33 protein-coding genes and 2 pseudogenes are annotated in these 26,995 nt (G+C 58.2%); 19 read left to right on the forward strand and 16 right to left on the reverse strand.

Annotated features, from left to right (window positions below; genetic code table 11):
- Positions 1 to 9 precede the first annotated feature (9 nt).
- From PVV74_RS19390 to PVV74_RS19420, 7 genes are all read left to right on the forward strand, one after another.
- The gene (locus PVV74_RS19390) at positions 10 to 435 is read left to right on the forward strand and encodes a cytochrome c (RefSeq protein ID WP_103764480.1); all 426 of its coding nucleotides are present in this window, start codon (positions 10 to 12) and stop codon (positions 433 to 435) included.
- On the forward strand, positions 432 to 1,025 hold the full coding sequence (locus PVV74_RS19395; RefSeq protein WP_103764479.1) for a DsbE family thiol:disulfide interchange protein: 594 nt from the start codon (positions 432 to 434) through the stop codon (positions 1,023 to 1,025). Before PVV74_RS19390 ends, PVV74_RS19395 begins: the two co-directional genes overlap by 4 nt.
- Entirely contained in the window at positions 1,022 to 1,534 is a 513-nt protein-coding gene (locus PVV74_RS19400; RefSeq protein WP_057796928.1) for a TlpA family protein disulfide reductase, read from the forward strand. The genes PVV74_RS19395 and PVV74_RS19400 overlap by 4 nt, the downstream gene beginning before the upstream one ends.
- Before the next feature lie 81 nt (positions 1,535 to 1,615).
- Positions 1,616 to 1,915, forward strand: coding sequence for a hypothetical protein (locus PVV74_RS19405; protein WP_103764478.1), 300 nt, complete (start codon positions 1,616 to 1,618; stop codon positions 1,913 to 1,915).
- The gene (locus PVV74_RS19410) at positions 1,912 to 2,610 is read left to right on the forward strand and encodes an SCO family protein (protein ID WP_274594362.1); all 699 of its coding nucleotides are present in this window, start codon (positions 1,912 to 1,914) and stop codon (positions 2,608 to 2,610) included. The genes PVV74_RS19405 and PVV74_RS19410 overlap by 4 nt, the downstream gene beginning before the upstream one ends.
- Positions 2,607 to 3,098, forward strand: a complete 492-nt coding sequence (locus PVV74_RS19415) for a hypothetical protein (RefSeq protein ID WP_103764476.1) — start codon at positions 2,607 to 2,609, stop codon at positions 3,096 to 3,098. The genes PVV74_RS19410 and PVV74_RS19415 overlap by 4 nt, the downstream gene beginning before the upstream one ends.
- Positions 3,095 to 3,835, forward strand: a complete 741-nt coding sequence (locus PVV74_RS19420) for a cytochrome c biogenesis CcdA family protein (RefSeq protein WP_103764475.1) — start codon at positions 3,095 to 3,097, stop codon at positions 3,833 to 3,835. The genes PVV74_RS19415 and PVV74_RS19420 overlap by 4 nt, the downstream gene beginning before the upstream one ends.
- A 103-nt stretch (positions 3,836 to 3,938) precedes the next feature.
- Here the strand turns inward: PVV74_RS19420 and PVV74_RS19425 are convergent.
- Positions 3,939 to 4,211 (reverse strand): annotated as a pseudogene (locus PVV74_RS19425) (glutaredoxin); the annotation flags it as partial.
- 141 nt (positions 4,212 to 4,352) lie between these two features.
- On the opposite strand from PVV74_RS19425, the gene PVV74_RS19430 reads away from it, so the two are divergent.
- The 4 genes from PVV74_RS19430 (at position 4,353) to PVV74_RS19445 (ending at position 8,623) form a co-directional block, all read left to right on the forward strand.
- Positions 4,353 to 4,715 carry a hypothetical protein gene (locus PVV74_RS19430; protein ID WP_146050075.1) on the forward strand — a complete coding sequence of 121 codons (363 nt, stop codon included), beginning with the start codon at positions 4,353 to 4,355 and terminating at the stop codon, positions 4,713 to 4,715.
- Between the two features lie 304 nt (positions 4,716 to 5,019).
- Entirely contained in the window at positions 5,020 to 6,480 is a 1,461-nt protein-coding gene (locus PVV74_RS19435) for a TolC family protein (RefSeq protein WP_057796934.1), read from the forward strand.
- A gap of 12 nt (positions 6,481 to 6,492) precedes the next feature.
- Positions 6,493 to 7,767 carry a multicopper oxidase family protein gene (locus PVV74_RS19440; protein ID WP_274594363.1) on the forward strand — a complete coding sequence of 425 codons (1,275 nt, stop codon included), beginning with the start codon at positions 6,493 to 6,495 and terminating at the stop codon, positions 7,765 to 7,767.
- 130 nt (positions 7,768 to 7,897) lie between these two features.
- The gene (locus tag PVV74_RS19445; protein ID WP_103764594.1) at positions 7,898 to 8,623 is read left to right on the forward strand and encodes a copper-binding protein; all 726 of its coding nucleotides are present in this window, start codon (positions 7,898 to 7,900) and stop codon (positions 8,621 to 8,623) included.
- Positions 8,624 to 8,665: 42 nt separating this feature from the next.
- On the opposite strand, the gene PVV74_RS19450 is transcribed toward PVV74_RS19445, so the two are convergent.
- The 5 genes from PVV74_RS19450 to PVV74_RS19470 all read right to left on the reverse strand — a co-directional run bounded on the left by PVV74_RS19450 (position 8,666) and on the right by PVV74_RS19470 (position 13,784).
- On the reverse strand, positions 8,666 to 9,430 hold the full coding sequence (locus tag PVV74_RS19450) for a MauE/DoxX family redox-associated membrane protein (RefSeq protein WP_103764618.1): 765 nt from the start codon (positions 9,428 to 9,430) through the stop codon (positions 8,666 to 8,668).
- A 1-nt stretch (position 9,431) separates the two neighbouring features.
- Positions 9,432 to 10,301 carry a DUF305 domain-containing protein gene (locus PVV74_RS19455; RefSeq protein ID WP_103764617.1) on the reverse strand — a complete coding sequence of 290 codons (870 nt, stop codon included), beginning with the start codon at positions 10,299 to 10,301 and terminating at the stop codon, positions 9,432 to 9,434.
- A 102-nt stretch (positions 10,302 to 10,403) separates the two neighbouring features.
- Positions 10,404 to 10,742 carry a potassium channel family protein gene (locus tag PVV74_RS19460; protein WP_274594364.1) on the reverse strand — a complete coding sequence of 113 codons (339 nt, stop codon included), beginning with the start codon at positions 10,740 to 10,742 and terminating at the stop codon, positions 10,404 to 10,406.
- A gap of 92 nt (positions 10,743 to 10,834) precedes the next feature.
- Complete coding sequence (gene cueR, locus PVV74_RS19465; RefSeq protein WP_103764615.1) at positions 10,835 to 11,254, reverse strand: Cu(I)-responsive transcriptional regulator; 420 nt, start codon at positions 11,252 to 11,254, stop codon at positions 10,835 to 10,837.
- Positions 11,255 to 11,267: 13 nt separating this feature from the next.
- A complete protein-coding gene (locus tag PVV74_RS19470; RefSeq protein WP_274594365.1) occupies positions 11,268 to 13,784 on the reverse strand; it encodes a heavy metal translocating P-type ATPase in 2,517 nt (838 codons plus the stop codon).
- A 137-nt stretch (positions 13,785 to 13,921) separates the two neighbouring features.
- On the opposite strand from PVV74_RS19470, the gene PVV74_RS19475 reads away from it, so the two are divergent.
- Entirely contained in the window at positions 13,922 to 14,128 is a 207-nt protein-coding gene (locus PVV74_RS19475; RefSeq protein WP_103764614.1) for a heavy-metal-associated domain-containing protein, read from the forward strand.
- Positions 14,129 to 14,175: 47 nt separating this feature from the next.
- On the opposite strand, the gene PVV74_RS19480 is transcribed toward PVV74_RS19475, so the two are convergent.
- The 8 genes from PVV74_RS19480 to PVV74_RS19515 form a co-directional block, all read right to left on the reverse strand.
- Positions 14,176 to 14,907, reverse strand: a complete 732-nt coding sequence (locus PVV74_RS19480) for a DsbA family protein (RefSeq protein ID WP_103764613.1) — start codon at positions 14,905 to 14,907, stop codon at positions 14,176 to 14,178.
- A 2-nt stretch (positions 14,908 to 14,909) separates the two neighbouring features.
- Positions 14,910 to 15,329: a c-type cytochrome gene (locus tag PVV74_RS19485; RefSeq protein WP_425442947.1), complete on the reverse strand. Its 420-nt coding sequence runs from the start codon at positions 15,327 to 15,329 to the stop codon at positions 14,910 to 14,912.
- 59 nt (positions 15,330 to 15,388) lie between these two features.
- The gene (locus PVV74_RS19490) at positions 15,389 to 16,780 is read right to left on the reverse strand and encodes a multicopper oxidase family protein (RefSeq protein ID WP_103764611.1); all 1,392 of its coding nucleotides are present in this window, start codon (positions 16,778 to 16,780) and stop codon (positions 15,389 to 15,391) included.
- A 108-nt stretch (positions 16,781 to 16,888) separates the two neighbouring features.
- A complete protein-coding gene (locus PVV74_RS19495; protein ID WP_103764610.1) occupies positions 16,889 to 17,347 on the reverse strand; it encodes a c-type cytochrome in 459 nt (152 codons plus the stop codon).
- 12 nt (positions 17,348 to 17,359) lie between these two features.
- A complete protein-coding gene (locus PVV74_RS22915; protein ID WP_425442943.1) occupies positions 17,360 to 17,695 on the reverse strand; it encodes a L,D-transpeptidase in 336 nt (111 codons plus the stop codon).
- Between the two features lie 628 nt (positions 17,696 to 18,323).
- Entirely contained in the window at positions 18,324 to 18,644 is a 321-nt protein-coding gene (locus tag PVV74_RS19505) for an SHOCT domain-containing protein (protein ID WP_245890553.1), read from the reverse strand.
- Positions 18,641 to 20,053, reverse strand: coding sequence for an ATP-binding protein (locus PVV74_RS19510; protein WP_211286186.1), 1,413 nt, complete (start codon positions 20,051 to 20,053; stop codon positions 18,641 to 18,643). The genes PVV74_RS19505 and PVV74_RS19510 overlap by 4 nt, the downstream gene beginning before the upstream one ends.
- Complete coding sequence (locus tag PVV74_RS19515; protein ID WP_103764609.1) at positions 20,050 to 20,772, reverse strand: response regulator; 723 nt, start codon at positions 20,770 to 20,772, stop codon at positions 20,050 to 20,052. The genes PVV74_RS19510 and PVV74_RS19515 overlap by 4 nt, the downstream gene beginning before the upstream one ends.
- A gap of 166 nt (positions 20,773 to 20,938) precedes the next feature.
- Between PVV74_RS19515 and PVV74_RS19520 the strand changes: the two genes are divergently transcribed.
- Entirely contained in the window at positions 20,939 to 21,214 is a 276-nt protein-coding gene (locus PVV74_RS19520; RefSeq protein WP_146050088.1) for a hypothetical protein, read from the forward strand.
- 342 nt (positions 21,215 to 21,556) lie between these two features.
- On the opposite strand, the gene PVV74_RS19525 is transcribed toward PVV74_RS19520, so the two are convergent.
- The gene (locus PVV74_RS19525) at positions 21,557 to 22,570 is read right to left on the reverse strand and encodes a YncE family protein (protein WP_146050087.1); all 1,014 of its coding nucleotides are present in this window, start codon (positions 22,568 to 22,570) and stop codon (positions 21,557 to 21,559) included.
- A 238-nt stretch (positions 22,571 to 22,808) separates the two neighbouring features.
- Positions 22,809 to 23,087 carry a hypothetical protein gene (locus tag PVV74_RS19530; protein WP_146050086.1) on the reverse strand — a complete coding sequence of 93 codons (279 nt, stop codon included), beginning with the start codon at positions 23,085 to 23,087 and terminating at the stop codon, positions 22,809 to 22,811.
- Positions 23,088 to 23,291: 204 nt separating this feature from the next.
- Here PVV74_RS19530 and PVV74_RS19535 point away from each other — a divergent pair, with 204 nt between their 5' ends.
- The 6 genes and pseudogenes from PVV74_RS19535 to PVV74_RS19555 all read left to right on the forward strand — a co-directional run bounded on the left by PVV74_RS19535 (position 23,292) and on the right by PVV74_RS19555 (position 26,912).
- Positions 23,292 to 24,182, forward strand: a complete 891-nt coding sequence (locus PVV74_RS19535; protein WP_103764605.1) for a DMT family transporter — start codon at positions 23,292 to 23,294, stop codon at positions 24,180 to 24,182.
- A 129-nt stretch (positions 24,183 to 24,311) separates the two neighbouring features.
- Positions 24,312 to 24,944, forward strand: coding sequence for an RNA polymerase sigma factor (locus PVV74_RS19540; protein WP_103764604.1), 633 nt, complete (start codon positions 24,312 to 24,314; stop codon positions 24,942 to 24,944).
- A 96-nt stretch (positions 24,945 to 25,040) separates the two neighbouring features.
- Entirely contained in the window at positions 25,041 to 25,385 is a 345-nt protein-coding gene (locus PVV74_RS19545; protein ID WP_146050085.1) for a hypothetical protein, read from the forward strand.
- Positions 25,386 to 25,516: 131 nt separating this feature from the next.
- Positions 25,517 to 25,582: pseudogene (locus PVV74_RS22845) on the forward strand (ubiquinol-cytochrome c reductase iron-sulfur subunit N-terminal domain-containing protein); the annotation flags it as partial.
- 15 nt (positions 25,583 to 25,597) lie between these two features.
- On the forward strand, positions 25,598 to 25,930 hold the full coding sequence (locus tag PVV74_RS22850; protein ID WP_338020436.1) for a hypothetical protein: 333 nt from the start codon (positions 25,598 to 25,600) through the stop codon (positions 25,928 to 25,930).
- A 712-nt stretch (positions 25,931 to 26,642) separates the two neighbouring features.
- On the forward strand, positions 26,643 to 26,912 hold the full coding sequence (locus PVV74_RS19555; protein ID WP_103764602.1) for a DUF5676 family membrane protein: 270 nt from the start codon (positions 26,643 to 26,645) through the stop codon (positions 26,910 to 26,912).
- The last annotated feature ends 83 nt before the right edge of the window (positions 26,913 to 26,995 follow it).

Consider the following 26,995-nt stretch of genomic DNA (forward strand, 5'->3'; position numbering starts at 1 on the left):
GGAAGTGCCGTGAAAAACACCATTAGGCTCGCTGCGGTCTTGCTCGCCACAACGGTTTTGCCAGTAGCGGCGCAGAGCGACGTGCTCATGGGCGAGCGCCTTTATCAAGAAAATTGTGCCAGTTGCCATGGGGCGAACCTGGAGGGGCAACCAGATTGGCGCACACGATTGCCGAACGGCAAGTTGCCTGCCCCGCCGCACGACGCCTCCGGCCATACCTGGCATCACCCCGACCGCGTATTGCTCGACATCGTGAAACGCGGGCCGGCGGCGATTGTCGGGAACGGGTACGAAAGCGACATGCCCGGATATGAGGATGTGCTGACAGACAATGAGATCACGGGGATCATTGACTACATCAAGAGCACATGGCCCGACCGGATCCGCGCGTCGCAGGAAAGCCGATCCCTTGCCGATGAGCAGGCGCAGCCATGACGGAAGAGGTCGAGGGAAATGCCGACCCTGTGTCGCGGCGCAGTATCTCCAGGTTCGTGCTGGTGCCGCTGATAGCTTTTGCCCTCATGGTCCTGTTCAGTTGGGGGCTTTTCAAGGGTGGCGACGACTTGCCGTCGGCACTTCTCGGCAAACCCGTGCCCGACTTCGCGCTGCCCCCGGTGCTTGGCCGAGAAGAAGGTCTTTCGACGCAGGACCTGATCGGACACGTGTCACTGGTGAACGTCTTTGCCTCGTGGTGTGTGCCCTGCCGTGCCGAACATCCGCTGTTCATGGAGTTGAACGCAACCGGTGAGGTGCCGCTCTACGGAATCAACTACAAGGACCCGCCCGATCAGGCGCGCGCCTGGCTCGACGAATTGGGCGATCCCTACGCGCGCATTGGGGCCGATATCAACGGACGCGCCGGTATCGAATGGGGCGTCTATGGCGTGCCCGAAACCTACGTCATCGCCGATGGCACCATCGCCTACCGCCATGTCGGTCCGATTACGCGGTCAATCCTGGAAGAAACCCTATTGCCGATCGTCCGTGATCTGAACACCCAATCCGCCAAGGAGACAACGCCATGAAACATCTGAAACCGGCGCTGATCGCTTGGGCACTGTCCGTCGGCACGGCGTTTGCCGGACCGCAGGGGTTCGCCCTGCACGATACCCCGCAGCCCGTCGCCAATGTGCGCTACGAGAAAGAAGACGGCAGCCGTGGGGACATGGAGGACTTTCGCGGCAAGGTGATCCTCGTGAACGTCTGGGCAACCTGGTGCGTCCCCTGCCGCGAAGAGATGCCGACGCTGGATGCGCTCCAGGCGGAACTTGGCGGCGACGACTTCGAAGTGGTTGCCCTTTCCATCGACCGGGCCGGATCACAAATCGTTCGGCGTTTCTACGACGAGATCGGTGTCACCAATCTCAATATGTATGTCGACCAGACCATGCTTTCGATGACCGCGCTGCGCACCGTTGGCCTGCCGACGACGATCCTGATCGACGCGCAGGGGCGGGAGCTCGGGCGACTGGTCGGACCAGCCGAATGGGACGACCCCGAAATGGTGTCCTTTCTGCGCGGATTTATCGAATGAGTTCCCCAGAAGACGTTCCCTCACCCTTGACCTTCCAGTTACCGGAATGACTATCTCACTAACATAGAAAGGATTTTTCGGATGACCGACGTAATACCGTCCAGCGACGCAGCCACTTCAGGCATTTCCAGTGCTGGCAACAGGCCCCCGTTGTTGACGCGCAGGCGATTGCTTTTCGTCGGTGCGGCAACGGTCATGGGGGGTGGCATGGCGCTGAACTGGGGATGGCTCACCGCGATCGGGCTCGCGCCTGTTCTGGTCTCGCTGGCCCCCTGCGCTGCGATGTGCGGTCTCGGTTTATGCATGAAGGGCGGGTCCGGCGGACAATGTAAGGATGCGAAAACAGCCAATCCCATTCAAACTGAAAGAGGCGACACTTGAACAGTTTTCTGACCCGTCGCGCAGCCTTGGCGATACTTGCGACCACGATTTCGTCTCCGGCCTTCGCCAATCATCCGGGTGAAAACCTGGATGCACGTATGTTCGAGATGGAACCCTACTTCCAAGCCATCGATGCAGCGCAGGCTCCGGATTTCGAGTTGCGGGATTCCGAGGGGAATACTGTGCGCTTGTCGGACTTCGGCGACAAGGTGGTCATCCTGCACTTCATCTACGCCAATTGCCCGGATATCTGCCCGCTCCACTCCCAAAAGATCGGGGCCATTCAGGCCTCGATCAACGACGGGCCGATGAAAGATTTGGTACAGTTCATCTCGATCACGACCGATCCGGTGAATGACACGCCGGACCTGCTGCGCGATTACGCGGATCGGCATGGACTCGACACGAGCAACTGGGTCATTTTGACCAAGCAGCCTCATCAATCTGATGACGTAACGCGCCTTCTCGCGCGGGAATATGGGATGGAGTTCACGATGACTGCCGACAGCGACATGATGATGCACGGAGCGGTCACCCATGTCGTGGACATCGGCGGACGGTTCGCCGCAAAATTCCATGGCATGGACTTCAAGAACGTGAACCTGATCCTCTACGTCAGCGAGTTGATCAACAACGACCAACATCGACGCCGGGAGCCCAGCTGGTGGGACCGGCTGACAGGTGTGTTTCAATGAGTGTCGTCGCGACTGGCGTCAGGCTGTCCTCGACAGACGGAATCTCCCTGACAGCTCTGCGTCGGTATTTTTCGGTAATAATCCCGGCCAATCTGATCTGGGAGTTCGCACATATGCCGCTCTACACGATCTGGAAAGAGGGCACTTGGGGGGAGATTGTCTTCGCAGCCGTCCATTGCACGGGTGGCGATATCCTGATCGCCATGAGCACGCTGATGCTTGCGCTCATGCTGTCGGGCCGGGGCTGGCCCCTGGTTGCCTCCACGCGGCGGTCTGTGACTGTCCTGACGGTGGTATTCGGGCTGGGATACACGCTGTTCAGTGAATGGCTCAACATTGTGATCCGCGCGGCCTGGGCCTATTCGGACCTGATGCCGATCATTCCGATCCTTGATGCGGGCCTGTCACCTGTGCTGCAATGGATCGTGATCCCGCTGACCGCGTTCTGGTGGGCCCTGCGGCCCTTCAACACCGATCGTGAAAAATGACGGATATCTCCGGCATCGGCATTTTCGCGGCCTTTCTGGCGGGGGCCATTTCGTTCCTGTCGCCCTGCGTCCTGCCGCTGGTGCCGGGCTATGTCTCCTATATTGCGGGCCAGCCGGATTTGCGCACGACGCGTTCGGTCGGCCTGCGGGCGCGCGCCGGGGCGCTCGGGTTGAGCGCCTGCTTTGTCTTGGGCTTTTCGACAGTCTTCGTCGCACTCGGGGCTGGGGCCAGTGCGCTCGGATCCCTGCTGCTGACATGGCGCACCGAGCTGAACTATCTCGGCGGCGCGATCATCATTCTGTTCGGACTGGTCATGCTGGGTGTCTTTCGTCTCAATGCGTTCTCGCGCGATACCCGTTTCAATCTCGACATTCCCGGCGGTCGCCCGCTCGGGGCATACGTGCTGGGACTGGCCTTCGCCTTTGGCTGGACACCTTGCATCGGACCGATCCTCGGCGCGATCCTGACACTCAGTTCGACCTCCGGCGGCATGGCGGACGGCATCTGGCTGCTGTCGATCTATTCCGCTGGTCTAGGGGTGCCCTTCCTGCTGGCGGCGCTCTTCACCGACGCCATCGCCGCGCGGGTAAGGCAGATCGGCAAGGCCGGCCGCTGGCTCTACAAGGGCGCGGGTATTGCCATGATCATCATGGGAGTTGCCATCATGACCGGGCAATTGTCACGGTTTGCCTATTGGCTGCTGGGGACGTTTCCCTTTCTCGCGACAATCGGCTGACGAACCTCGAACCAGCTCTTGGCGTGATGGTTGGTAAGTGGGGATCATCTCCACCACTCAAATAGGTCGTACACGCCGCGCCCCTGTAGAGGTCGCGGGGCCGTCAGCCGATCAGGTAGACCCGGATCGGCATCCAGATCCCCATCACCACCATCATGACGTTTTCGGTGAGCGAGACGAACCCCAGCGGCACGTTGCTGTCACCGCCGACGCAGGCGCATTTCAACTCGCGCTTGTCGATGTAGACCGCCTTGAATACCGATACCGCACCTACGGTGCCGATGAACAAGGCCACGGGTGCCGAAAGCCAGGTGAGCGCTCCGGCGACCATGAGGATACCCGCGAAGGCCTCTCCGAAGCGATAGATCTTGCCGTAACCTGCGGATTCTCCAAATGGTTGGAGGGGAGTCGGGGCTCAGGTCACAGTTTTCAAAGGATGGAAACGTTGACAAAATGCTCTCCATGATACATTTAACTTACTATGAGGATCGCTCTCACCATTTCAAGATTGCGTCAGATGATGCTTGGTATCATCTGTGTGCTTGCTTTGGCTACAGTTCCGTCGTCTGCTCTACATGCTCAGATGGGCGGACATGGCGAGCCGGTTGGCACAGATCATAGCGCCGAAACGATGTCTGAATTAAACGATAGTGGTCACGGCCATTCCACCGCAACTCATTGCGGAGAAAGCGAACACGTTGCAAACGCGGATGACGAACATGACGGGATTCAATGCTGCAACGGCTTCTGCTTTTCGGTTGTTCTCGATGAAAGAAACGTGATCCGGTCGCGCGACGAGCCAAGCGCGCGTCACGTGGCTGTCGACCGCCTGATCGTATCGTTCGAACCGGACAGCCCGCAACGCCCACCACGAGTCTGACTTAGCCGCCGATCCGGTATGTGGATCTTCTGAGTGCGCCTGCAAAGCGTTCTCGAATTTCTCAATAAGTCAGGTCTAAACTAATGAAAATTGCTATACTTCTGGGCGCATCTGCGCTCGTGCTTGGGGCATGCACGTCAGAGCCCACGCCGCTTCCGAGCGTTGCCAGCCAAGAGGCTACGTTCAATGGTACAGTCTCATCCCCCTTGTCTTACAAAAACCCCCTGGCCGGGTACACGTTTCGCGGCCCAACTGGACCGCGCGACTGGCGCGAGGTCAACGAAGAGCAATCGGAGGCAAACTGATGATTTTGACGAGACCTTTACTTGCGCTTGGTCTGCCAATGACACTGGCAGCATGCGCGACGGCGGTTCCAGATGCCTACACGGACCAGAAAGCCGGGTTTTCGATTGTGTCAACCCAGACCGCGGCGGCCATCGGCAAAAGAACAGCTTTTGCGCAGACCCAAGCCGAGAACGCGGAATTGAAAAAACAAGTTCACGCAATGGTCCATCAACGAACGATCTCGGCAGACACGGCGGTGCAGGTCGCGCTCTTGAACAACAAGGGGCTGCAAGCCTCCTATGCCAATGTCGGACTTTCGGCTGCAGAGGCTTGGCAGGAATCAACGCCGGAGAATCCGATCGTTGCAATCGGAGTGCTTGGCATCGGAGCTGCGGAATTGGGCGCTTACCGGGCGATAGAAGGGTTGTTTCGAGCGAACATCCTTGACGCGCAAACGCGGAAGCAACGTGTTCTGCTGGCAGATGCGAATTTTCGGGCCGCACAGATGAATGCGGTGAATGACACGCTTGCGCTTGCCAACCAGACGCGAATGGCGTGGATCAACGCCGTGGCTGCGTTTGAAACTGTAACGTATCTCAAGCGTGCCAAGGCCACTTCCGACGCCGGGTCAGAACTTGCGGCCCGGCTGGGCGAGACCGGCGCGCTGAACAAGGCCGGTCAGGCGCGGGAACAAGCGTTCAATGCCGAGCTGGCTGGACAGCTGGCACAGGCCCGACTGAATGCAACCCAAGCCAAAGAAGATCTGACGCGGTTAATGGGGCTGTGGGGCACCGAAGTGAATTACTACGTGCCCGATGCTTTGCCAGCGCTCCCGAGGTCGGTTGGGCCAATCACCAACCTGGAAGCTAAAGCCCTTCGAAACCGGTTCGACCTGCGGGTCGCTAAACTCGGGCTTGAAGCGCAGGCGGCTGCATTCGGGCTGACCGATCAAACGCGGCTTGTGACCGATCTCGAGCTCATCGCTGGTTTCGAAGCAGAGCGGGAAAGAGAGGACGGTAACCTTGAAACTGAAACTACCCCGCAGATTGAGCTGGAGTTCGCCATCCCGATTTACGACACCGGCAAGGCGCGGATGCGCAAAGCCGAGCTGATGTATCTTCAAGCGGCAAATGTTCTGGCTGAGCGCGCGGTCAATGTGCGGTCCGAAGCACGTTCTGCTGAGACCGCTTATCACGCATCTTACAAGATTGCGCGTCACTACCGCGACGTTCTTGTGCCGCTGCGCAAGACCATCGAGGAAGAAGGCCTGCTGTCCTATAACGGCATGATTACCAACACCTTCGAATTGCTCACGGATGTGCGCGAAAAACTTGGTTCCTCGCTCGAGGCGGCCAATGCCAAGCGTGACTTCTACTTGGCCCAAGCGAACTTGACTGCCGCCATATACGGCGGTGGCGCAGGCGGAATGGGCGATGGAGAGGGCGTATCACTTGCCGCCGGTGGCGGCGCAGGGCACTGAAAGGAATATGACATGATCAATAGACGTCAATTACTTGGGGCCGGCGCCGCAGGAGCGGCGCTCGTCTCCTCTCAAGCTTGGGGCAAGACCACAAACATGGGCTTGCCAGAAGCGGCCCAAATGGACACTGCCGCGACGGCGATTACTCCGCGGCCCTCTTCCGGGCCAGATTACAATCCCGTCGTGACGCTCAACGGCTGGACCCTGCCCCACCGCATGAATGGCGGCGTGAAGGAATTCCACCTCGTCGCCGAACCGGTCGAGCGCGAACTCGCTGATGGAATGATCGCGCATTTGTGGGGCTATAACGGCCAGTCCACGGGTCCAACGATCGAAGCGGTCGAAGGTGACCGGGTCCGCATCTACGTCACCAACAAGCTCCCCGAGGCGACGACGATTCATTGGCACGGGATGATCCTGCCTTCCGGCATGGACGGGGTCAGCGGACTGAGCCATCCCGGCATCCCGGCGGGCAAGACCTACGTCTACGAGTTTGACCTGATCAAATCCGGCACCTTCATGTATCACCCGCATGGCGATGAAATGGTGCAGATGGCGATGGGGATGATGGGCATGTTCGTGGTCCATCCCAAGGACCCCACGTTCATGCCGGTGGATCGTGATTTCCTGATCATGCTCAACGCCTTTGACATTGATCCCGGCACCTACGTGCCGCGCATCATGACCATGACCGACTTTAACTTGTGGACCTGGAACAGCCGGATCTTCCCCGACATCGATCCTCTGGTAGTCAACAAGGGAGACCGGGTGCGTGTGCGCGTCGGCAACCTGACGATGACAAACCATCCCATCCACATGCACGGCTATGACTTTAAGGTCACCTGCACGGATGGCGGCTGGGTGTCGCCTGAAGCGCAATGGCCAGAGGTGAGCATCGACATCCCCGTGGGCGCGATGCGCGCCTATGAGTTCGTCGCGGACCATCTGGGTGACTGGGCGATCCACTGTCACAAGTCACACCACACGATGAACGCCATGGGCCATGACGTGCCGACGTTCATCGGTGTCAACAAGAAGCCGCTGACGCAGAAGATCCGTCAGTTCCAGCCGGAATACATGCCTATGGGTACGAACGGGATGGGCGAGATGGCGAAAATGGAAATGCCGCTGCCCGACAATACCATCCCGATGATGACGGGTTGGGGCCCTTACGGCCCCATCGAGATGGGCGGCATGTTTTCGGTCGTAAAGGTGCGGGACGGCATCGACGCGGACGATTACTCCGATCCCGGCTGGTACGAGAACCCCCCGGGCGAGATGGCCTAGGAATGGACCGGCGAGTTGCCTGAATTCGCCTCCAACAACAGCCCCAGGACCATTCTCACACAGAAACCAGCCTCGAAGGGCTGAGCAGCCCTTCGTCATCTCTAACCAAACCAACCTACAGGAAAATGAAATGAAAAACCTTCTTCTGACAACAAGCCTCGCGATCGCGCTTTCCACACAGGCCTATGCTACAGGCACGCACGGCGGTGGACATGATGAAAACCAGCCTACCGAACAGACAGAAATGATGGTCGGCATGCCAGGTGACCCCGCCAAGGTGGATCGCACAATCGACGTCACTTTGCTCGAAAACGATGAGGGCCAGATGCTGATCGAGAGCGAAGAGATGACCATCAAGGAGGGTGAAACCATCCGCTTCAACATCACCAACAAGGGTGAGTTGGAGCATGAGTTCGTACTCGACACGGTCGAGCGCAATGCCGAGCACAAGATCGAAATGGCCAAGATGGACATGGAACACGACGATCCGAACCGTATCCGTCTCGATGCGGGCGCGTCGGGTGAGGTTGTCTGGACTTTCGCGAATTCCGGTACGTTCGAAGCAGCATGCCTGATCCCGGGCCACTACGAAGCCGGCATGCACCGTGAGGTCGCGGTCGGTGACCAGATAGCTCAGGCTGACGTGGAGTACACGAGCGGGACCATCAAGAAAATCGACGCGGAGGCCGGCAAAGTCACAATCATTCACGGCCCTCTCGTCAACCTTGATATGCCCGCGATGACCATGGTGTTCCGCGCTGACGAAGCAATGATGGCCAAGATGGCGGAGGGTCAGGAAATCGAGTTCGTTGCCGACCGGGTTGAGGGAAAGCTTACTGTCACGCAGGTGAAATAATCACTTAGATGTTCGGGTGGCGCGGTTGCCACCCGAACACTACTACCATCCGAGCGCGAACACTTTAATTGGCATCCAGATGCCCATGAGCATCATCATCAGGTTTTCAGTCAGAGAGATGAAACCCAGTGGCGCATTGCTGTCACCGCCCACACAGGCACATTTAAGCTCGCGTTTATCGACATAGACCGCCTTAAAAACGCTTATCGCTCCCACCATTCCAATAAACAGCGCAACCGGCGCCGAAAGCCAAGTGAGCGCGCCAGCAACCATAAGGATACCAGAGAAAGCTTCCCCAAACGGATAGAGATAGCTGTATCGGACCCAGCGGCGAGCCAGTAGATCGTAATTCAGGAACATTGTAGAGAAGCTCTCGACATCCTGCAGCTTCTGCACGGCGAGAAAGCACATGGAAATGGCGATGAACCATTCCGCCGCGCGCAGCGTGAAGATGCTACCGAAGCTTGCCCAGCTGAGGCCGAGCGCTATGAAAAACGCGACTGAGAAAATCGCAATGACTGGTTGATAACTGGTTTCGTCGCCTTCCGTGTTGTCGTTGTCGAAGTGCACCCGCAAAGCCTCGTAACCACCGATCCGCTCACCGTCGATGAAAGTCTGTGGCGTGGTCTCGACGCTGTGCTGTTCCATGAAGGCATCGGTGTCCTCCCGGGTGGTGAGATGGTGGTCCTCGACCTCATACCCCTCCCTTTCAAGAAGATCCTTCGACTTCAGGCCATAGGGACAGAGATGACCCGGCATCACCATGCGATAGAGCTTCGCCGTGCTCGGAGTTGCCTGCTGGTCCATGTCAGCCCCCGCAGCTGTAGAAGCCGCGGTAGCCGGCGGAGAGACCGGCGTCGAGCTCCAGCGTCATCGTCGCCTCGACCGGCTTGCTGCCCACCGAGTCAAGCGCCGTTCCGTCCTCGGCGGCGGTGAGAAGGATCGCCAGACCCTCGGTGCCTAGTTCCCCGGCCGCACCTTGGTCGATCCGCACGAGGTCGCCGCTCAGCTTGACCAGCCCGACGGCCTCACCATTCACTTCGCCAAGTGCCAGAGAAGCCGGACTGCCAGTGGTGTAGTTGAAGGTGCAGGCCGCGCCATTGGGCAGAAGCTGAGCGATCTCCTCCTCGGTCAGGAAACCGGGATCGAGCACGGCGATGTTCGCGGTAGAAAGGGCTTCGTCGAGGTTCACGATGCGAGGGCTCACAGGTTTCTCAGGCTCGGATACGTCACCCGATGCCTCCATCTCGTTGATGAGATAGCGCATTTCAGCGATTTCCTTGTCCTGCGCATAGATGATCTCGTCCGCCAGTTTTCGAACACGGGGATCAGAGATGTTGGCGCGGCTGGATGTCATTATCGCAATGGAATGGTGCGGGATCATCGCGCGCATGTAGCTGGTGTCCCCCACTGTGGCCTGCCCACGCACCAGCCAGAGAGATCCCGCGAATGCGACGGCAGCGCCGGCGAAGATCGCCGCATTGATCGCCTTGCTGGTATACATCGATAGCATGAAGACCAGCATGATGATAGCCATCGTTGCACCCATCAACAATGCCATGTAAGCCCTTGTTTCGGACCAAAAAATGTGGGAAATCAGATAAGTATTCAAATACATAAGTCCGAACATTACAACCGTGGAGGTCGCAATCATGGCTGCAAATCTCCAATATGACATGTTGTACTCCTTCTGCTTTCACTGTCGTCGCGGACATAGCAACAACAACCATCCAGCGCTGGAGGGTTCCAGATTTTCCGGGCATTAAGTCATCTGACGCTTCTAGTCCTTCCCTCTCGTAACCACGAGAAAGATGGTGGAGGCCGAGCAACTAATTAGGAGAAAGCCATTCAGGGCCTCGGCACCGGCCAGAAAACGCAGATGGTCCGTGGGATAGATATCGCCGAGGCCGAGGGACGAATAGTTGACTAGGGAAAAGTAGAAAACGTCCATAAACGTGTCGACGTTCTCCTGTTCAAAACCGCCGATACCGATGAGTTCACCGAAACTGAAGCCGAGGGCATAAAGTCCGGCTTCAATGATGTGGGCAAGCGCAAGCGTATAAAGAGCAAAAAGGAGACGTGCGGACTGCGTGGACGGCGTCCCACGCGCCTGGTTCATCACAAGGGTCATCGCACGGACGTGCACCAGCCCGCTCGACCCGAATAGAACGACAACCAGAAGGATGGCCCAAACCACGTCTTCGGACCCGACTAAGTTGATTTGCGGCGGTCGTCCTCGTCGCACCGTTTCATGGCCAGATCGGCTAGAATCGGGCAGTCCGGGCGGTGATCTCCGGCACACTCCTGGACGAGATGCGCGAGTGTCGCTCGCATTTCCTTTAACTCGGCGATCTTGCCGTCGATTCGCTCAAGATGTTGCTTGGCGATCTCCTTCACCACGGCGCTGGCACGCTCTTCGTCTTCGTAGAGGGCAAGAAGATTACGGCAATCTTCAATTGTGAAACCGAGCGCACGGGCGCGTCCTAAAAACGCCAGCTTGTGCGCGTCACTTTCACGGAATGTGCGATAACCGTTCGAACTGCGCAAGGGCTTGACCAGTCCGATATCTTCGTAGTAGCGGATCGTCTTGGCGGGCAGCCCGGAAAGGTCGGCCGCATCTCCGATATTCATTGCATGATCCTCCTTATTGAGCAGCGACAGGGGCAGGGGACAGAGAATCCGCCCCTTCAGATTTCAAGCTGCTGGCTTCATCCATGGCCGGCCGGATCCGGCGCAAGCGCAACGCGTTAGTCAGCACAAAAACTGAGCTGAGCGCCATCGCCCCGGCGGCCAGCACCGGCGAGAGCAACAGACCGAAGGCTGGGTAGAGCACGCCCGCCGCGACCGGGATCAGCGCGACATTGTAGCCGAAGGCCCAGAACAGGTTCTGCCGGATGTTGCGCATGGTGCGAGCCGACACCTCGAAGGCGTTGACGACGCCGCGCAGGTTGCCCGACATCAGCACGACGTCCGCGGATTCGATGGCCACGTCTGTCCCGGTGCCTATGGCGATGCCCACATCGGCATGGGCCAGCGCCGGGGCGTCGTTGATCCCGTCACCGACGAAGGCGATCTGCCGGCCCTCCCGCCGCAACGCGTCCAGCGCAGCGACCTTGCCATCGGGCAGAACTCCCGAAATCAAGTCGTCGATGCCGGTCTCATGCGCGATGGCCTCGGCCGTTTCGCGCTTGTCGCCAGTGATCATCGCGACCTTCAGCCCGAGATCATGCAGCGCCTCGATGGCAGCGGCGCTATCGGGCTTCACTGGGTCGGCCACGCCGATGACCGCCGCGATCTTTCCATCAACGGCCGCGAAAAGGGCCGTCCGGCCCTGCTTCGCGAGCCGACGCTCGGTATCGGCCAGCGCCTCGATGCTCAGTTCCTCGCGGGTCATCAGGCGATCCGCGCCGACAATCACGTCGTGCCCCGCGACCTTGGCGCGCACGCCGTAGCCGGTGATCGAGTCAAACCCCTCGACCTCGTGACGCGCCACGCCCTCGGCCTGCGCCGCGCGCATGATTGCCTCGGCAATGGGATGTTCGGACTGCGCCTCGATAGCCGCGACTAGCGCCAGGACCTCGGCCCGCTCAAACCCCTCGGCCAGCACCAGGTCGGTCAGTTCGGGGCGGCCCTCGGTCACGGTTCCGGTCTTGTCGAGCGCGACCAGGTCCACGCCAGTCAGCTGTTGCAAAGCGTCGCCCTTGCGGAAGAGGACACCCATCTCGGCCGCGCGTCCTGTGCCAACCATGATGGAGGTGGGCGTGGCCAGCCCCATCGCGCAAGGACAGGCGATGATCAGCACCGAAACGCCTGCAACGAGCGCGTAGGACAGCACGGGCGCCGGTCCGATCAGCAGCCAGATCAGCACGGCCAGCGCGGCCAATGCCATAACCGCCGGTACAAACCAGAGCGTGATCCGGTCCACCATGCCTTGGATCGGCAGCTTGGCGCCCTGAGCTTCCTCGACCATGCGGATGATCTGCGCCAGCGTCGTGTCCGCCCCCACGCGGGTCGCGCGGTAGCGGAAGCTGCCGCTGCCGTTCACCGTGCCGCCGGTGACGGGATCGCCCTCGGACTTCGCCACGGGCACCGGCTCGCCGGTGATCATGCTCTCGTCGACATTCGCGCTGCCTTGGGTCAATTCACCGTCCACCGCGATGCGCTCGCCCGGCCGGACGACGAGGATGTCGCCGACGCGGATGCGCTCGATCGCCACGTCCTGCGCCTCGCCGTCCACCAGAACCCGGGCCGTGTGGTCCTGAAGGCTCAGCAGTTTCTGGATCGCGGCCCCCGTGCGGCCCTTGGCGCGCGCTTCCATCCAGCGGCCCAGAAGGATTAGCACGACGATCACCGCCGCGGCCTCGAAATAAACGGCACGCGCCGCCTCGGGCAGCACGGTGGGCGCGAAAAGCGCGGTGACCGAATAAAGATAGGCCGCCCCGGTGCCCACCGCGACAAGGCTGTTCATGTCGGGCGCCCCTTTGAATAGGGCCGGAAACCCCTTGGTGTAGAAATGGCGTCCGGGCCAGAACAGCACGACGGTCGTCAGCATGAACTGGATCATCCAGCTGGCCTGATAGCCGATGGTGCGCCCGATCATCTCGTGCATGCCCGGCACGAGATGCGCTCCCATCTCGAGCAGGAAGACAGGCAGGGCCAGTGCCGCCGCGAAAACGGTCCTGCGGGCGAGCGCATGAGCCTCGGCGTCCTTGCGCGCGCCGCGATCCTCTGCAGCATCTTCGATCAACTCGGCCGGGTAGCCCGCCGCCTCGGTGGCCTGCAACAGGTCAGCCGGATCGACAGCGCCTTCGGCATAGGTCACGGTCGCGGTTTCCGACGCGAGGTTCACGTCCACGTCGAGCACGCCCGGCACCGCCGCCAGCGCCTTGTCCACCCGTCCCACGCAGGAGGCGCAGGACATGGACGAGACGTTCAGGCGCACGGTCTGAGTGCGGGCGGGATAGCCGGCATTGTCCAGCGCCCCGATCACCTCGGGGATCCGAGCATCCGAGTCGATCTGGACCTGCGCCGTTTCGGCGGCGAGGTTCACGTTCACTTCGTCGATACCGGGCAATGCTAAAAGCGCACGCTCGACCCGACCGACGCAGGACGCGCAAGACATGTTCTGAACAGAAAAACGCAACTCTCTTGACTCCGGCATGAACGTCTCCTTCATCTCCTGCAAGATATCTATTGGTTCCCCCCGCTGGAAGGTCAACGGCGCCGAGACATTTTTTCGCCCTTGACCTTCCCATGCGGGAGGCATGCATCTAATGCCGAGAACTGGAGGAAACAGATATGCGTAGCTTCAAGGTTTCGGATATGAGTTGCGGCCATTGCACCGCAACGATCGAAAAGGCGATCAAGGCGATAGACCCAACAGCGTCCGTGACCTGCGATACGGGTACGCGGCAAGTCGAGGTTGATAGCGTGCTGAACGAGCACGCCCTGACGGAGGCCATCCGAAATGCCGGTTTCGGTGTTACGGCTGCCTCGACGACCTGAAGACCATTGGCGCCGGACAATTCCGGCGCCGGTTCTCCATCATCGCACTAGTTTCGTTCCCCTTCGCGGGCCTCATCAACCAAGGCTTCCAGTTGGTCTTGTTCGACCAAACCGGGAAGCAGGTGGTCTCCGATCACGAACGACGGTGTGCCGTTGAAGCCCAATGCCTGCGCCAGCCGCATCGATTCGTCGATGTGCCTCTGGACCTCCGGCGCCTCCATGTCCGAACGCAGCTGGTCCACATCAAGGCCGATTTCTTCAGCGATCCGCAGGACAGACGCCTCTTGCGCACGTTCCTCCATGCCCATAAGCGCCCAGTGGAATTCTTCATACTTGTCCTGATTGCGTGCCGCCAGGGCTGCTTTCGCGGCGAAGACGGACCCGTCACCGAGTATCGGCCATTCGCGAAAGACGAGCCGCACATTCGTGTCCGCCTCGATCAAACCTTCAACCTCCGACATGGCCCTGCGGCAATAGGGACAGTTGTAGTCGAAAAACTCCACAACAGTGACGTCCCCATCAGGATTGCCCAGCACCGGCGCGTTCGGATCCTCTTCCAAGAGCTGGCGTTGTTCCTTGAGCACGTCCGCCGCGGCCTCTGCCTGCGCGGTCGCTTCCTGCTGTTCGAGAAGCTGCACCGCTTCCATGATGATCTGGGGGTTTTCTAGAATCGCTTCTAGGGCCAGTTCCTTGACGCGTTCCTCGCTCAGGGCCTGTGCAAATGCGGAAAACGGCAACAGGATACTCAGGGCGAGCATTGCCAATCGAAGCGATATCATTTTCAGTTTCCTCGTTTCTGCTGTTCTGCCTCGCTGCGGGCGGCCTGGACCTCTCTCTGACGGTCGGGCCATGTGGATTTGATGAAGGCGAGGATGTTCCATATCTGCGCATCGGTCAGCTCGTCACCGAAACCGGGCATGCCGCTTTGGAAATCCACACCCTGCTTCGCGAGAGTCTTCTTTCCGCCGAGCTTGGTATAGTCGAACAGAACACTATCAGGATGATGCCAGGTGTGACCGGTTTCGTCATGCGGGGGTGCGGGCAGGATGCCATCCTCTCCGGCCGAGCGCCATCCGACCTGTCCCTCGAGATCGGCGCCGTGGCAAGAGGCGCAATACTCCTGGTAGAGTTTTTCGCCCTCGGCCAGATCGACCGTCTGCCGCAACGTCGCGGTGCCGGATGTGCCACTACCCGCCATCATCCAGGCGCCAACGCTAGCCGCGCCGACCACGAGTAGAAAGAGGACAAGCGAGCGTCGCATCATGTCACCTTCATCCAGGTCATCATGCCCGAGGCCGCGTGGCTGAGCATGTGGCAATGAAACAGCCAATCGCCGGGATTGTCGGCCACGAAACCGATCGTGCGGGTCTGGCCGCCGAACATCAGGATCGTGTCGCGCAAGGGCCCTAGGCCGCCATCCTCGCTGATCTCGCGGAAATGCAGCGCATGCAGATGCATCGCGTGAGGAAAGGACGTTTCGTTGTAGATCTGCAGCTTGACCGTTTCCCCATTCGCGACATCGACAAGCGGGGTATCGTTCATGCCGATTGTCCCGTTGAAAGACCAGAACTGGTTGGCGTCCACCAACTCACGAAAGCTTTTCTTCTCGCCATTCAGAAACGCGCTGTCGAGCGTGCCCATTGCGCCGCCCTGCATGTCGAGCCGCACGGTCCTGGCGTCATCGAGGCCGATCACCTCCATCCCCGGATTGGGTGGCAGCGCGTCCGGTGCATCCCGGCGCGTGGTCGAGGCCTTTCCAGTCACGGTGAAAGCCACCTGCGAGGCCGCCTCCTGATCGTCGAGGCGAACGAGATGGGCGGTTTCCTCGGGCGCGGCGGTCACGTCGACGATCAGATCGGCCCGCTGACCGGGGCCGAGGATCAGCGCCTCAGCGAGCGGCTCGGGCCGGGGCAGTGGCATGCCGTCCAGTGCAACCGTCCAGCCCTCCATGCCATGAAGCGACAGCACGAAAATCCTGGCGTTGGCCGCGTTGACGAGGCGCAGGCGCAGACGTTCGTGTTGGCGCACCTCCAGGGAAAGGTCGTGCCGGCCGTTGGTGGCGATGAAATTGCCGCGCCGCCCGGCATGGCCGCGGTCATGGCGCGAGGTGAAGTCCGGGGCGATCTGCGCCATTTCGGGGTCGAGCAGCCAGTCATCAAGGATCAGTGTCTCTTCCCGATCCAGGTCCGGCGGCTCGGATTCCTCGACGATCAACGCGCCATAGAGCCCGCGCGCCACCTGTTCGGTCGAGCGGTTATGCGCGTGATACCAGTAGGTTCCGGCATCCGGCACGGTAAAATCATAGTCGAAGCTTTGCCCCGGCTCGACCGCGGGCTGGGTCAGCCCGGCAACACCATCCATCGCATTGTCTATGCGAACCCCGTGCCAATGCACCGTGCTTGCCTGGGGCAGTGCGTTCATGAAGCGGCGTTGCAGCCGCGCACCCTGCTGAAGACGCATTTGAGGGCCGGGCATCGCGCCGCCATAGCCCCAGATTTCGGTCTTGGGATAGTCTTCCGGCGCCAATTGAACGCTGGCCGTGCGTGCGTCCAGGGATTGGAACTCTGACGTTGCGGCATAAAGCCGCTTTGGAAGGGCAAGCGCCGCGGCGATAGCCGCCCCCTGCATGAGAAAATCGCGTCGCGTCGGCATGGAGAATCCTGTGTTTCAATCGCGGCAATTATGGCGCCGGCAATCAGATCTGAAAATCGGAAGATCAGGCCGGATAGTGAGAGTGGGCACCCGGAACCTGCCCAAGGCTCAGTTGATCCCGTTCTCCGTCTGCAATTCACGTACATAGCGTGCGATCAACTCGACGTCGCCATCAGTCAAACCTTCGACCGGCGGCATGTTTCCAAAATTCCAGTGATGCGCGCGCACACCGTTTTTCGCGGCCATCACGAACGCCATGTCGGAATGGTGGTTCGGTTCGTAGATCTTGTGCACGAGTGGTGGTGCGACCTCGTTCTGGCCTGCGGCGTTCTTGCCGTGACATTCCGCACATTTCGCCTCGTAGGCCCGCTTGCCCATCTGCGCCTGGTCCGAAAGCTCCGCCGGCAGCGAAACTTCGACCATGGGGGCGCCCGATTCCAGATCACTGGTGTCGGGAGGTACCACCGAATGGCCCATCCCCTGCTGGGGTTGCTGCGCGATTTTCCAGTAGACTACTGCGCCGCCCAACACGAAGAAGGCCAGAATGGCTAGAACTGTCTTGTTCATTTGATCCTTACTTCAGATAAGTTTGACTTGGGTGCCGATTGGAGTCCTGTCGAACACTTCGATGATATCTTCGTTGTAGAGACCGATGCAGCCGCTGGAGGATTTGCGACCGATCTTGCGCGTGTCGCCGGTCCCATGGATGCGGTAGTACTGCCAGGTCAGATGCATGGCGCGCACGCCCAGCGGGTTCTCGGGGCCGGGGGCGACATATGCCGGCAAAGACGGATCGCGCTCGCGCATCGACGTGGTGGGCACCAAATCCGGCGCATCGTCCTTGTAGACGATCTCGCTATAGCCACGCCGCGTGAGTTCGTCGCCCTTAGGAACCGATGTGGGGTAGATGCGCATCTCCCCATCCGCGGTCCAGTGCTGAAGAACTCTGGTGTTGGTATCGGAAAGCAGAATTCCTTTGCCGAGCGCGTCAAAGTGATCCTGCCAGCGATGCAACCGGAATGACGAAATATTCCGGCGAACCGAGTCCGAACTCTTGGGCACGCAACACCGATGGTGCCGCAAGAGCAACGAGCCCTCCAACCGAAAAGAATAGAAAGCCTCGGCGTCTTATTGCCCTGGGGGTCTTGTCTTCCATCGTCCGTCTCCGCGCATTCGATCCTTGAATGGGACTCTTGAACCGCCTTCCCGCACTGGAAGGTCAAGAATGGTCGGGATGAAAACTCCGTGAAATACGTAACGGTTTGTATCGCTCACCTCCCTGCAGGATAAGCCTTTAGCAGGGTTTCGAATTACGGGGCCTCGACATTATGAAAATGGCCAAATCACGAGTAGAGCTTTCCAATTCAAGTAACATGATGAACTTTGGGATATGAGTCTGCTGTGCGGTCACACTTGCGCCGGTTTTGTTTTATGCTGTGGCAGGTCGCGTATCTGTTGGCTTCTCGAGCAACACGTTCATACTCGCGCCTTTGGCATGATGTCTGGGAGGTCATTTCGGCGAAGCGGGAAAGGGCATGATGGCTTAGCCTTGGAGTTCTTGCTTGCGGCGCCGAAACTCATCTTCGTCGATCTCACCGCGTGCATAGCGTTCCTTGAGGATCTCCATCGCATCGCGAGTTTCGCCCAAACGGTTGCTGGTGAGCATACGGAAGAAGAATACGGTAACCGCGATAATCACCCCCCAGAAAAGGATCATGCCGAAACCTCCCCACCAACCATGACCATCTCCCCACATCATGTGTCCAAAGGTGTTATCAGCAATGCCGCCTGGATCCGCGAGGGCCGAGACTGTGCCCGCGAACAGAGCGATTACGCTGGATTTGACCGTCATATAGGCATTCATGATACTGTCTTTTCTTGCTGGTTGGAACTTTGTGAAAACGGCAAATCGAGTCGCGCAAGAAGCCCGCCGTCCGGGTGGTTCTGCAAAGTTATATCGCCGCCATGCGAGCGCAGGATAGTGCGTGCGATTGACAGGCCGAGACCGGTGCCACCCGTCTCGCGTGAGCGTGACGTCTCGACCCGAAAAAATGGTTCGAAAACCTCTTCTAGCTGCGTCTCCGGGATGCCGGGACCATGATCACGAACCCAGATTGATGCCCTGTCATACTCGCGGCTATACGTGACCTCGACATCGTCGCCGTAACGTACTGCATTTTCTATGACGTTCCGCAAAGCTCGGCGCATGGATTGAGGCCGAAGCCTCACCCGAAGCGGTGTGTCCGTTTCGAGTCGGAATGCGTTGAGCATGTCACACTTCAGCTCAGTGAGAAATTCCCCGAATTCTATTGTTTCAGGAGGTTCACTTATTGCCATGCCTCGAGCAAAAGCCAGTGTGCGCTCGACCATTTCCTGCATTTCCTCGATGGATTTCACCAAGGCGTCACGCGTCTCTTCCTCATCCACCATCTCTGCGTGAACCCGCAATGCGGTCAGTGGCGAACGCAAATCGTGACCCAGAGCGGCCATTATACGCGTCTTGTCAGCAACCGTGCGCACCAGTCTCTCCTGCATGTGATTGAAGGTATCCGTCAGTTCTCTGACTTCGCTTGGTCCCGCGACTGGGAGTGGCTTGTTTTCCTCTCCCCTCCCAAGCCTGTCTGCGGCTTGCGCCAAGCGCCTTAACGGCCAGGTCAGGCGAGCAAGCAAGTACCAGCAAGCAACACCGATCAGGAACGCCGCCGTGAAACCAAAACTCACCGCAGAAAAGATTGGCCACTGTAGCGGCGGTCGCTGAAAGCGCGTATCGACATTCAGCCATGTGCCATCTTCAAGCGCGATAGATAATGTTAATTCAAGCCCTGAGATCTTGTCATGCATCATCTGCTTGTGCTCTGCGACTATTTGCGGCGGCACTGAACTCATTGGTGGGAATGCGCGCTCAAACTCATGCAATTCTACTCGGATTTCGCGACTGTCTTCAGGGCTAAACAATGACCTGACGCGCGCTTCGACAGCTCCTCCGGCGCGGTGATCAAGATGATCAACAGCCGCCTGCGGGTTGATCCGAAACCGTGCCAGCGGCGAGTCTGCAGCTCGAAGAATGGAGGCTCGCAAGTCCGTTGGAGCCTGTTCGAGTAGCAGGGCCACATTCGCCGCGCGCCCGGCCGCTTCTGCCCCTATAGCAGCACGCACGGCGAGACTGCGCTCGTCCACGAACAGCCAAATGCTAATCGCCTGGGCGACGGCGAGACTACCGATGATGAGCAACAGAAGCTGGACGCGTAGACTATCCAGCCGCTTGCGGATCACTGCTGCACCTCGACATCCGTTGAAAGGCAATAGCCCCCGTTTCGAACCGTTGTGATGATCTTCGGACGACCTGGGTTGTACTCGATCTTCCGCCTGAGGCGGCTAATCTGGTTGTCAATCGTCCGGTCGAAAGCGGCCGGTGTTCGTCCGACTGTCAGATCAAAAAGCTGTTCTCGGCTCATCACGATACGCGGGCGCTCGAGCAAGATCGTCAGAAGTTTGAATTCTGATGTCGTCAGTACGTCCTCGCGGCCGTCCTCTGCGAAAAGGCGGCGCGTATCGGTTTCGAGCGTCCAGTCCGCGAACCTAACCCTGCTGCCCGTAAGACTCCCGGCGAGCGCTTCCGGTTTCTGCGCGCGGCGCAGAATTGCCTTTATCCGCGCCAGTAGCTCGCGAGGGTTGAAGGGCTTGGGCAAATAGTCATCCGCACCGACTTCGAGGCCGATGATGCGGTCCATTTCCTCGCCAAGCGCTGTCAACATGAGGATTGGGGCCAGCCCTGTGGTGGACAGACGACGACAGACCGATATCCCGTCTTCGCCTGGCATCATCACGTCGAGGACAATAAGGTCATAGCGGCCAATCTTGAGTAGACTATCCATCTGGGAAGCGTCGACCGCCGTCGTCACGCGCATGTCATTCTTTTCCAGGTATCGCGCAACCGCTTTGCGAATTTCGGCGCTGTCATCGACCAGAAGTATGTGCGGAGATTTTATCATCTTTTGTACCTAAGCGATGAAAGGATCGCTGCCGAGAAAATTTGTCACTTAATGTAACAAAGCCACACTTTGCGACAGATTGATACAAACGTGCCGTTAGCAGCGTTCCCAACCCAAGTCATACTTCATCGGCAAACAATTCATGTAGGAGAAAAGGAGAAAGTGAATGAGACGTAAACTGGCACTGATTTTTTGTACAACTGTCGCGGTGTCTGCTGGTGGTATTGTCTTGGCAGACAACGGCTACGGTACCGGGCATCACGAACTGCCCAAGCGAGGTGATGCCACCCATTCGGGAGATACAATGAAAGGCCACTTTCGGCACATAGACCGCAATCAGGACGGCATGGTGTCGCGCGAGGAGGTTGAAGCCCACGATGAACGTGACAAATGGTTCAAGCGAAACGCCCTGCTCGGGGAGTTTGCTGATCCAGGATTTTAGTTGTGAAGAACTCTCACAAAAGGGCAGGGTGGCTTGCTGAACAAGAGCGTGATCGAATTCTCCTCTCGCAGGCTTAGCTTTTGATTGAAGGAAGCTATCTCAAGCAGCTGAGCCGCTACAAGTTTTTCAGAGTTGACTAAACTAGCCACGCCGTCACGGCCCTTATTTCCGGAACGGCGTGGTGCTTTGTTTCAGCCTAGATTGCCAGCAGGGCTGTTGTACACACCGCAGCGTTGCAATTGCTGATTTCGCACTAACTGATCAGCTCAACTATTTCGTCAGCAATCTTGCATAGTGGCGGACCTAAACTGCAGTGTCCGCTTTGGCTGAAATCGTCTGAACCTATGGTATTTGAACGAATTGATGCCCCGTGCTGTCGGTCTTGACAGTCGTGAGAAGATCAAGCGTTTTCGGGTCGAGAACCCATAGCTCGTTCTTGGATGTGCTGCTTACCAGAAGCACATCGTCCACGCGCACCATGTGATAGGGTTCGGGTCCGATGTTGACTTCCACACGCTCACCTGTTGCGCGGTCAATGCGTACCACAAGAATACGCTCGCGTGCACTCGACCAGATTGTATCTTTATCGGCTGCAACGCCGTGCAGGTTTCCTCCAAGTTCAAACGTATCAAGAGTTTCACCACTGTCGGCATCGACAATTGAAACCTTGCCGACGTCAGACTCGCTGACAATCAATTGACGGGCCCCGGCATCCAGCACCATGTGCTTGGGTGGACCTTGCAGTTTGTAGTTGCGCGTAACAATCCCGTCTTTAGGCTCGAGTTCGCTGATCGTGTCATTCCCGGCGTTGGAAACGAAGAAATAGCCCTTCTTTGGATCGGCGATTACATATTCCGGGGTCGGACCCGTGGCGACGGTCGCAGTAACCTCACCGCGTTCCAGGTCGATCAGCGAAACAGGATCGAGTCCAGGATGCGTCACCGCGGCGAAGCGTTCATCCGACGAAACCCCGACATGGTGAACGATTCCGGGAACTTCGATGCGACGCAGGATTTCATGACTGTCCGCGTCGACCAAGGTGATCAGACTCGAAGTGGCCGGGCCGGCATCTTCTCCGCCTCCGTGGTGGGCTGCGTGATCCTCCTCAGAAACTACGGAAGGCTTGGGCACCATGCCGACTTCGGTTTCCGTAAGACTACCGGCAACCAGGATGCCGCGGTTTGTTGCGCCGGCCAGTCCGTGAACGTTGTCGAGACCCTCGATGCGGCCAACAACCTCAAAGGCTTCGTTCAGATGAAGTACTGTTCCGAGTTCTTCTTCCGGAATGTAGACATCGGCTATTGCAGCGCTGCTAGTGAGTACTACTGCACCGATTGCTAGTAACGGCAATCTCATAGGGTCGCTCCTTGTTTTCGCATAGGTTTCCGTGTTGATTTCCGACGCTATCCGAAACCGGAATCGGTGAATCGCGTCGACTTAGCGTTCTCTATCGCGAGGCGAAGCACGGACGAAAAGAAGGCCATAGCCGTTATGAGACTTCAGCTGACTGCGGCGCATTTTGAGCGCCACAGTCGTGTTTAAGCTGCAGAGAATTTGACTTTCCTTTGTCAGCCAGAGCGCCTGTTGTATAGCTTCATTGGCCTCGCTGCGGATTGTCAAAGCGCTCTTCGAACATGCTCTTGAACTCTGATGCAGCCTCCATATGGGCCTCCATCTCCGCGCGCGTGACCTTGCCGTCCTTGTTTTGATCGGCGTGATCGAAATGGCCGCGCATCGTATCGTTCATGTGGATGTTGTTATCGCGGTCGGGCAGATCATGATGCCCGGTTACATATCCCATGTCCGCGAGCGCTGCGCCGCCGAGAGCCGTAGCAAATGCGGTTGCGAGAATGAGCGTGGTGTTGCGTTTCATTGTAAGCCTCCATTTTTGGCGTGTTGTAGGTCCAACATGGCAAACGCGACGTGTCGCGCAACAGGCGCCCGGACTTGTCGTGTAATGGTCTGTCGCAGAAGTCGACCTGGTTACATTTGGTGACAGGTTTCTTCGGTATCTGACGCTTGATCCTGTAGATCGTAGACAGAATGAACGTGAGCCGGTTCGATGAAAGGACCACACATGACACCAGTAGCGGCCCTGAAGATTGTCCTTGCGATGGTGCTCTGGGCCTTGTGCTTCCCGGTCATCGTGGCCGGGCTCGAATACTCGCCTCATTTAACTTTTGCCGCCATGAGGGCGCTCCTCGCAGGCGGCGTGCTTACAGTTTTGGCGTTGATCTTAGGGCGACCGTTTCCGCGAGGGCACCGAGTTTGGTTGACGCTAGCGGGAGTTGGCTTCGGTGCGACGAGTCTTGGCTTTCTCGGGATGTTTCATGCGGCAGAGTTTGTCTCACCGGGACTTGCGACAGTAATAGCGAACACGCAACCTCTTCTGGCAGCTGTCCTCGCGGCGTTCTGGCTCGGGGAAAAGCTGTCCTTAATTGGTAGCGCAGGTTTGTTTGCTGGATTTGCGGGGATTGTGCTAATTGCCCTGCCGGATTTTCTGACAGACGGGAACGAGAGTTATGCCATTGGCGTTTTGTACATCATTCTTGCAGCCGCTGGCGTTACGCTTAGCAACGTCCTGATAAAATCCATTGCAGGAAAGGTGGACAGCCTTTCGGCAATGGGCGTGCAGATGCTGTTAGGTAGCGTACCACTCGTCATTGCGGCGATATCCATGGAGGAGCCAACTACAATTAACTGGGCGCCCGCATTCATCGCGTCGCTTCTCGTCCTGGCGATGGCAGGATCGGCACTTGTCTATTGGCTGTGGTTCTCAGCGCTTGAAACAGTTCCATTGAATCGTGCCAATGCCTTCAGTTTTCTCATTCCGGTTTTTGGACTGACCTTGGGTATCGTGGTCTATGGTGAGTGGCTCTCTGTGTTACAAATTGCAGGCATCGTTATGATATTTTTAGGAATAGCGATGGTTCACTGCGGAAAGGAACGGACACTCAATGAGGTTTGAAGACGCAACCCTCCAAAGCAACCGAGAACCGGTCGTTTATCCGTCACCTTCGATGAACGAACTTGAGTGCCGCGTTTTGTCGAACTTAATGCAATGTGCTCGCATCTCAATGAAATGGAGGGATGAGATATGACGGAGCCAGACAAAGAAACACGGGAACCCGCCCACGACCACGACCCGGCCGAGATCGCGCTTGCAGAGGGTAGGCAAGCCTTTCTGGGATTTCTGGTGCGCCGTTTGGGCAACAAGGCGGATGCGGACGATATTTTGCAGGAATTCTGCGTTCGGGTGCTGACGCGCAAAGACCAGCTGCGAGATGTGGAGCGAATGGATTCCTGGCTCTACGCCATCTTGCGATCGACGATGAACGATCATTTCCGTAAGGTGGCTCGCCGGGGGCGCCTCGCCGAAGCGTATGGCAGTGAACCCGAGGCACTGGCTGATGATGCCCCCGCACAGATGGCGCAGTTTTGCCGTTGCCTGGATGGTCTGATCCCGGCGCTGCGGGATGCAGATGCAGAATTGATTCGTCGGATCGACTTCGGAGAGGAGGACCGTGCTGCGGTCGCCGTCGACATGGACCTGACCCGCAACGCGCTTGGCGTGCGTCTGCATCGTGCCCGCGCGGCCTTGCGCGATGCGCTGACGGGTCATTGTGGCAAGTGTTGCAAGACAGGTTGGGATGACTGCTACTGCCCTCCGATCGGCTGCGAAAACCCCGAGGATCAGACCCACTGTGCTCCCAAGGACGCATCCAACTAATGCTGGGTGAATAGGCCCAGCTTGTAATGGTTTCTGCCAGGAAGCGTCGACTTCCGTGAAAGCCCATATCCGGGCATCATGGCGGGAGACACCAAAATGATCAGCGGAGAGGACAATACATCGGATCCGGCAATCCATAAGCGCCTCGCCGCCTCAACGGAGTTGTTTAGTCTCGTTCACCGGATGGGCTGCGCATGCGCGTCGCATTCGCACCATGCCGATGCGCCGGTTTCCCAAGAACTCTTTCGGCGGATCGAAAGTGACGGCCAGAGTCTGGTTGAAGCGGCCAGAATTTTGGGCCTCGGGCCCAAGGACTGCGCCTACCTCCTTGCCGGATTACGTCGCGATATGGCGACCGAACTCGTGGTTCTGCTGCTAGATACCGAAAGACCGTCTCCTGTTGTTTCAAATGAGACCAGCAATTCAAAGCTACGGAAGTAGCGGCCTGATAGCAGCAAAAACCAAACGAACAGCGCTGCGGCTAATGGCCGTCGTGAACTCGACCAACAGCAAGCGACGGGGAACAAGATGTCCAATTCAAAACAGACAATTGGTGTCCCAAACGCAGCCGTCGGCGAGACTTTCTCTACTATGCCGCTGCAGCCACCGGAGTAGTCGCAAGGGCCGCTGCGGTCTGACCGCTGATCAATTCCATGAACCCTTCGGTAGATGTCATCAGCCAATCGACCAGTATCTTCGATCTGACGGACGTAGCGGTAGGGTCCAGGATCACGGATGACTGGGCAGGCAAGCCCGCCTTCATATGGCGGCGTTCGCCTGAGGTGATTTCCGGGGCGCGCGCGACAGATCTCGAAGAGCTAGTTGATCCGATTGATGCCATTGAGGATAACTCCAACAAAGACCGGGTGATGCTGGCGCGCGATCAAAAGAGGTCGGCTGGCGAGGGAGGTGAGTGGGTGGTCGTGATAGTTGTGTACACCCAATTGGGGTGTGTGCCGGTCGGTCAGGATAGCTCTAGCGCTTGAGGGTTCGGCGGATGGTTTGGCCCTTGCCACGGATCGCATTGCGATCAGTCGGACCGAACTCGAAAAGATGCCGCGCCGCGAAATCTCGATATTCCGCCCTAAAGCCTCGCGCCCGATCTGTTGCTGAAAAGCGGAACGAAGTGACCCGCTGGATCGGTCGCGAAATCCACCGATTTCCCTGTAATGAAATGACGTGGCAGGCGTCTTCAATATGAAACCAGGATTGAAGGAGAAAAAGATGGCTCAAAATACCATCCAAAACGATAAAACCCAAACCGCAAAGCCCGGTGGGTGCTGTGGCGGCAGTTCTGTCAGTCTAGCCACCGAAGTCCGGCCCGAGGCCCGATCGACCGCTGCACGCTGCGGGAGATGCTGCTGCAGCAATAATTGAGATCGACCGCGTCACGGTCTCGCGTAGCGAGAAGGTTAGGCCGGTAACTTTTCAACATTCATCCAAAAGAAGGACAACATAGTCATGATTTCGCTAAGCGCCTTTGCAGGACTCTGTGCCCTGTTTCTCGCCCACTCGTCTTACGCATGGGGAAATCGCGATATAGCCATCCGGATTCCCCTCGAACAAGATCACACATCGGGAGCCATCTTCGGCACCCATCGTGACAAAACGATACAGGAAACCTCGTGACACCTCTTTGGCTGTGGGTGCAGTCATCTCCCCAGCGAGACATCCCCAAAGAGTTTGGAAGGAGAAATTATGTCTGATCGCACACCTGTTCGCATCTATCCCTTAGGCATGGCCCTTGGGACTCTGTTGGCGATCAGCTTCGTGCTTTGCGTTATCTTCGGCCTGCTGTTCCCGACCGCCACCATGTATCAAGCCTGGCTACCACTTCTGCCCGGCGTGGCCTGGATCAGCTGGTCGAGCGCCTTTCTGGGGCTGGTCGAGAGCTTTGCCTATGGCTGGTACATCGCCGTGATCTTCGTGCCGACGTTCAACTTCTTTTCGGGAAGGAAAAGGACATGAATTGCCGATGTTGTCCGGCCCGCTCCGGCATGGGTCATAGCCGAAGAATGTGGCAGCGAGGCAGATGGAAGAGCTGAAAAACA

This window comes from Roseovarius sp. SK2 (assembly GCF_028807495.1).
In the GTDB taxonomy this organism is placed as follows: domain Bacteria; phylum Pseudomonadota; class Alphaproteobacteria; order Rhodobacterales; family Rhodobacteraceae; genus Roseovarius; species Roseovarius confluentis.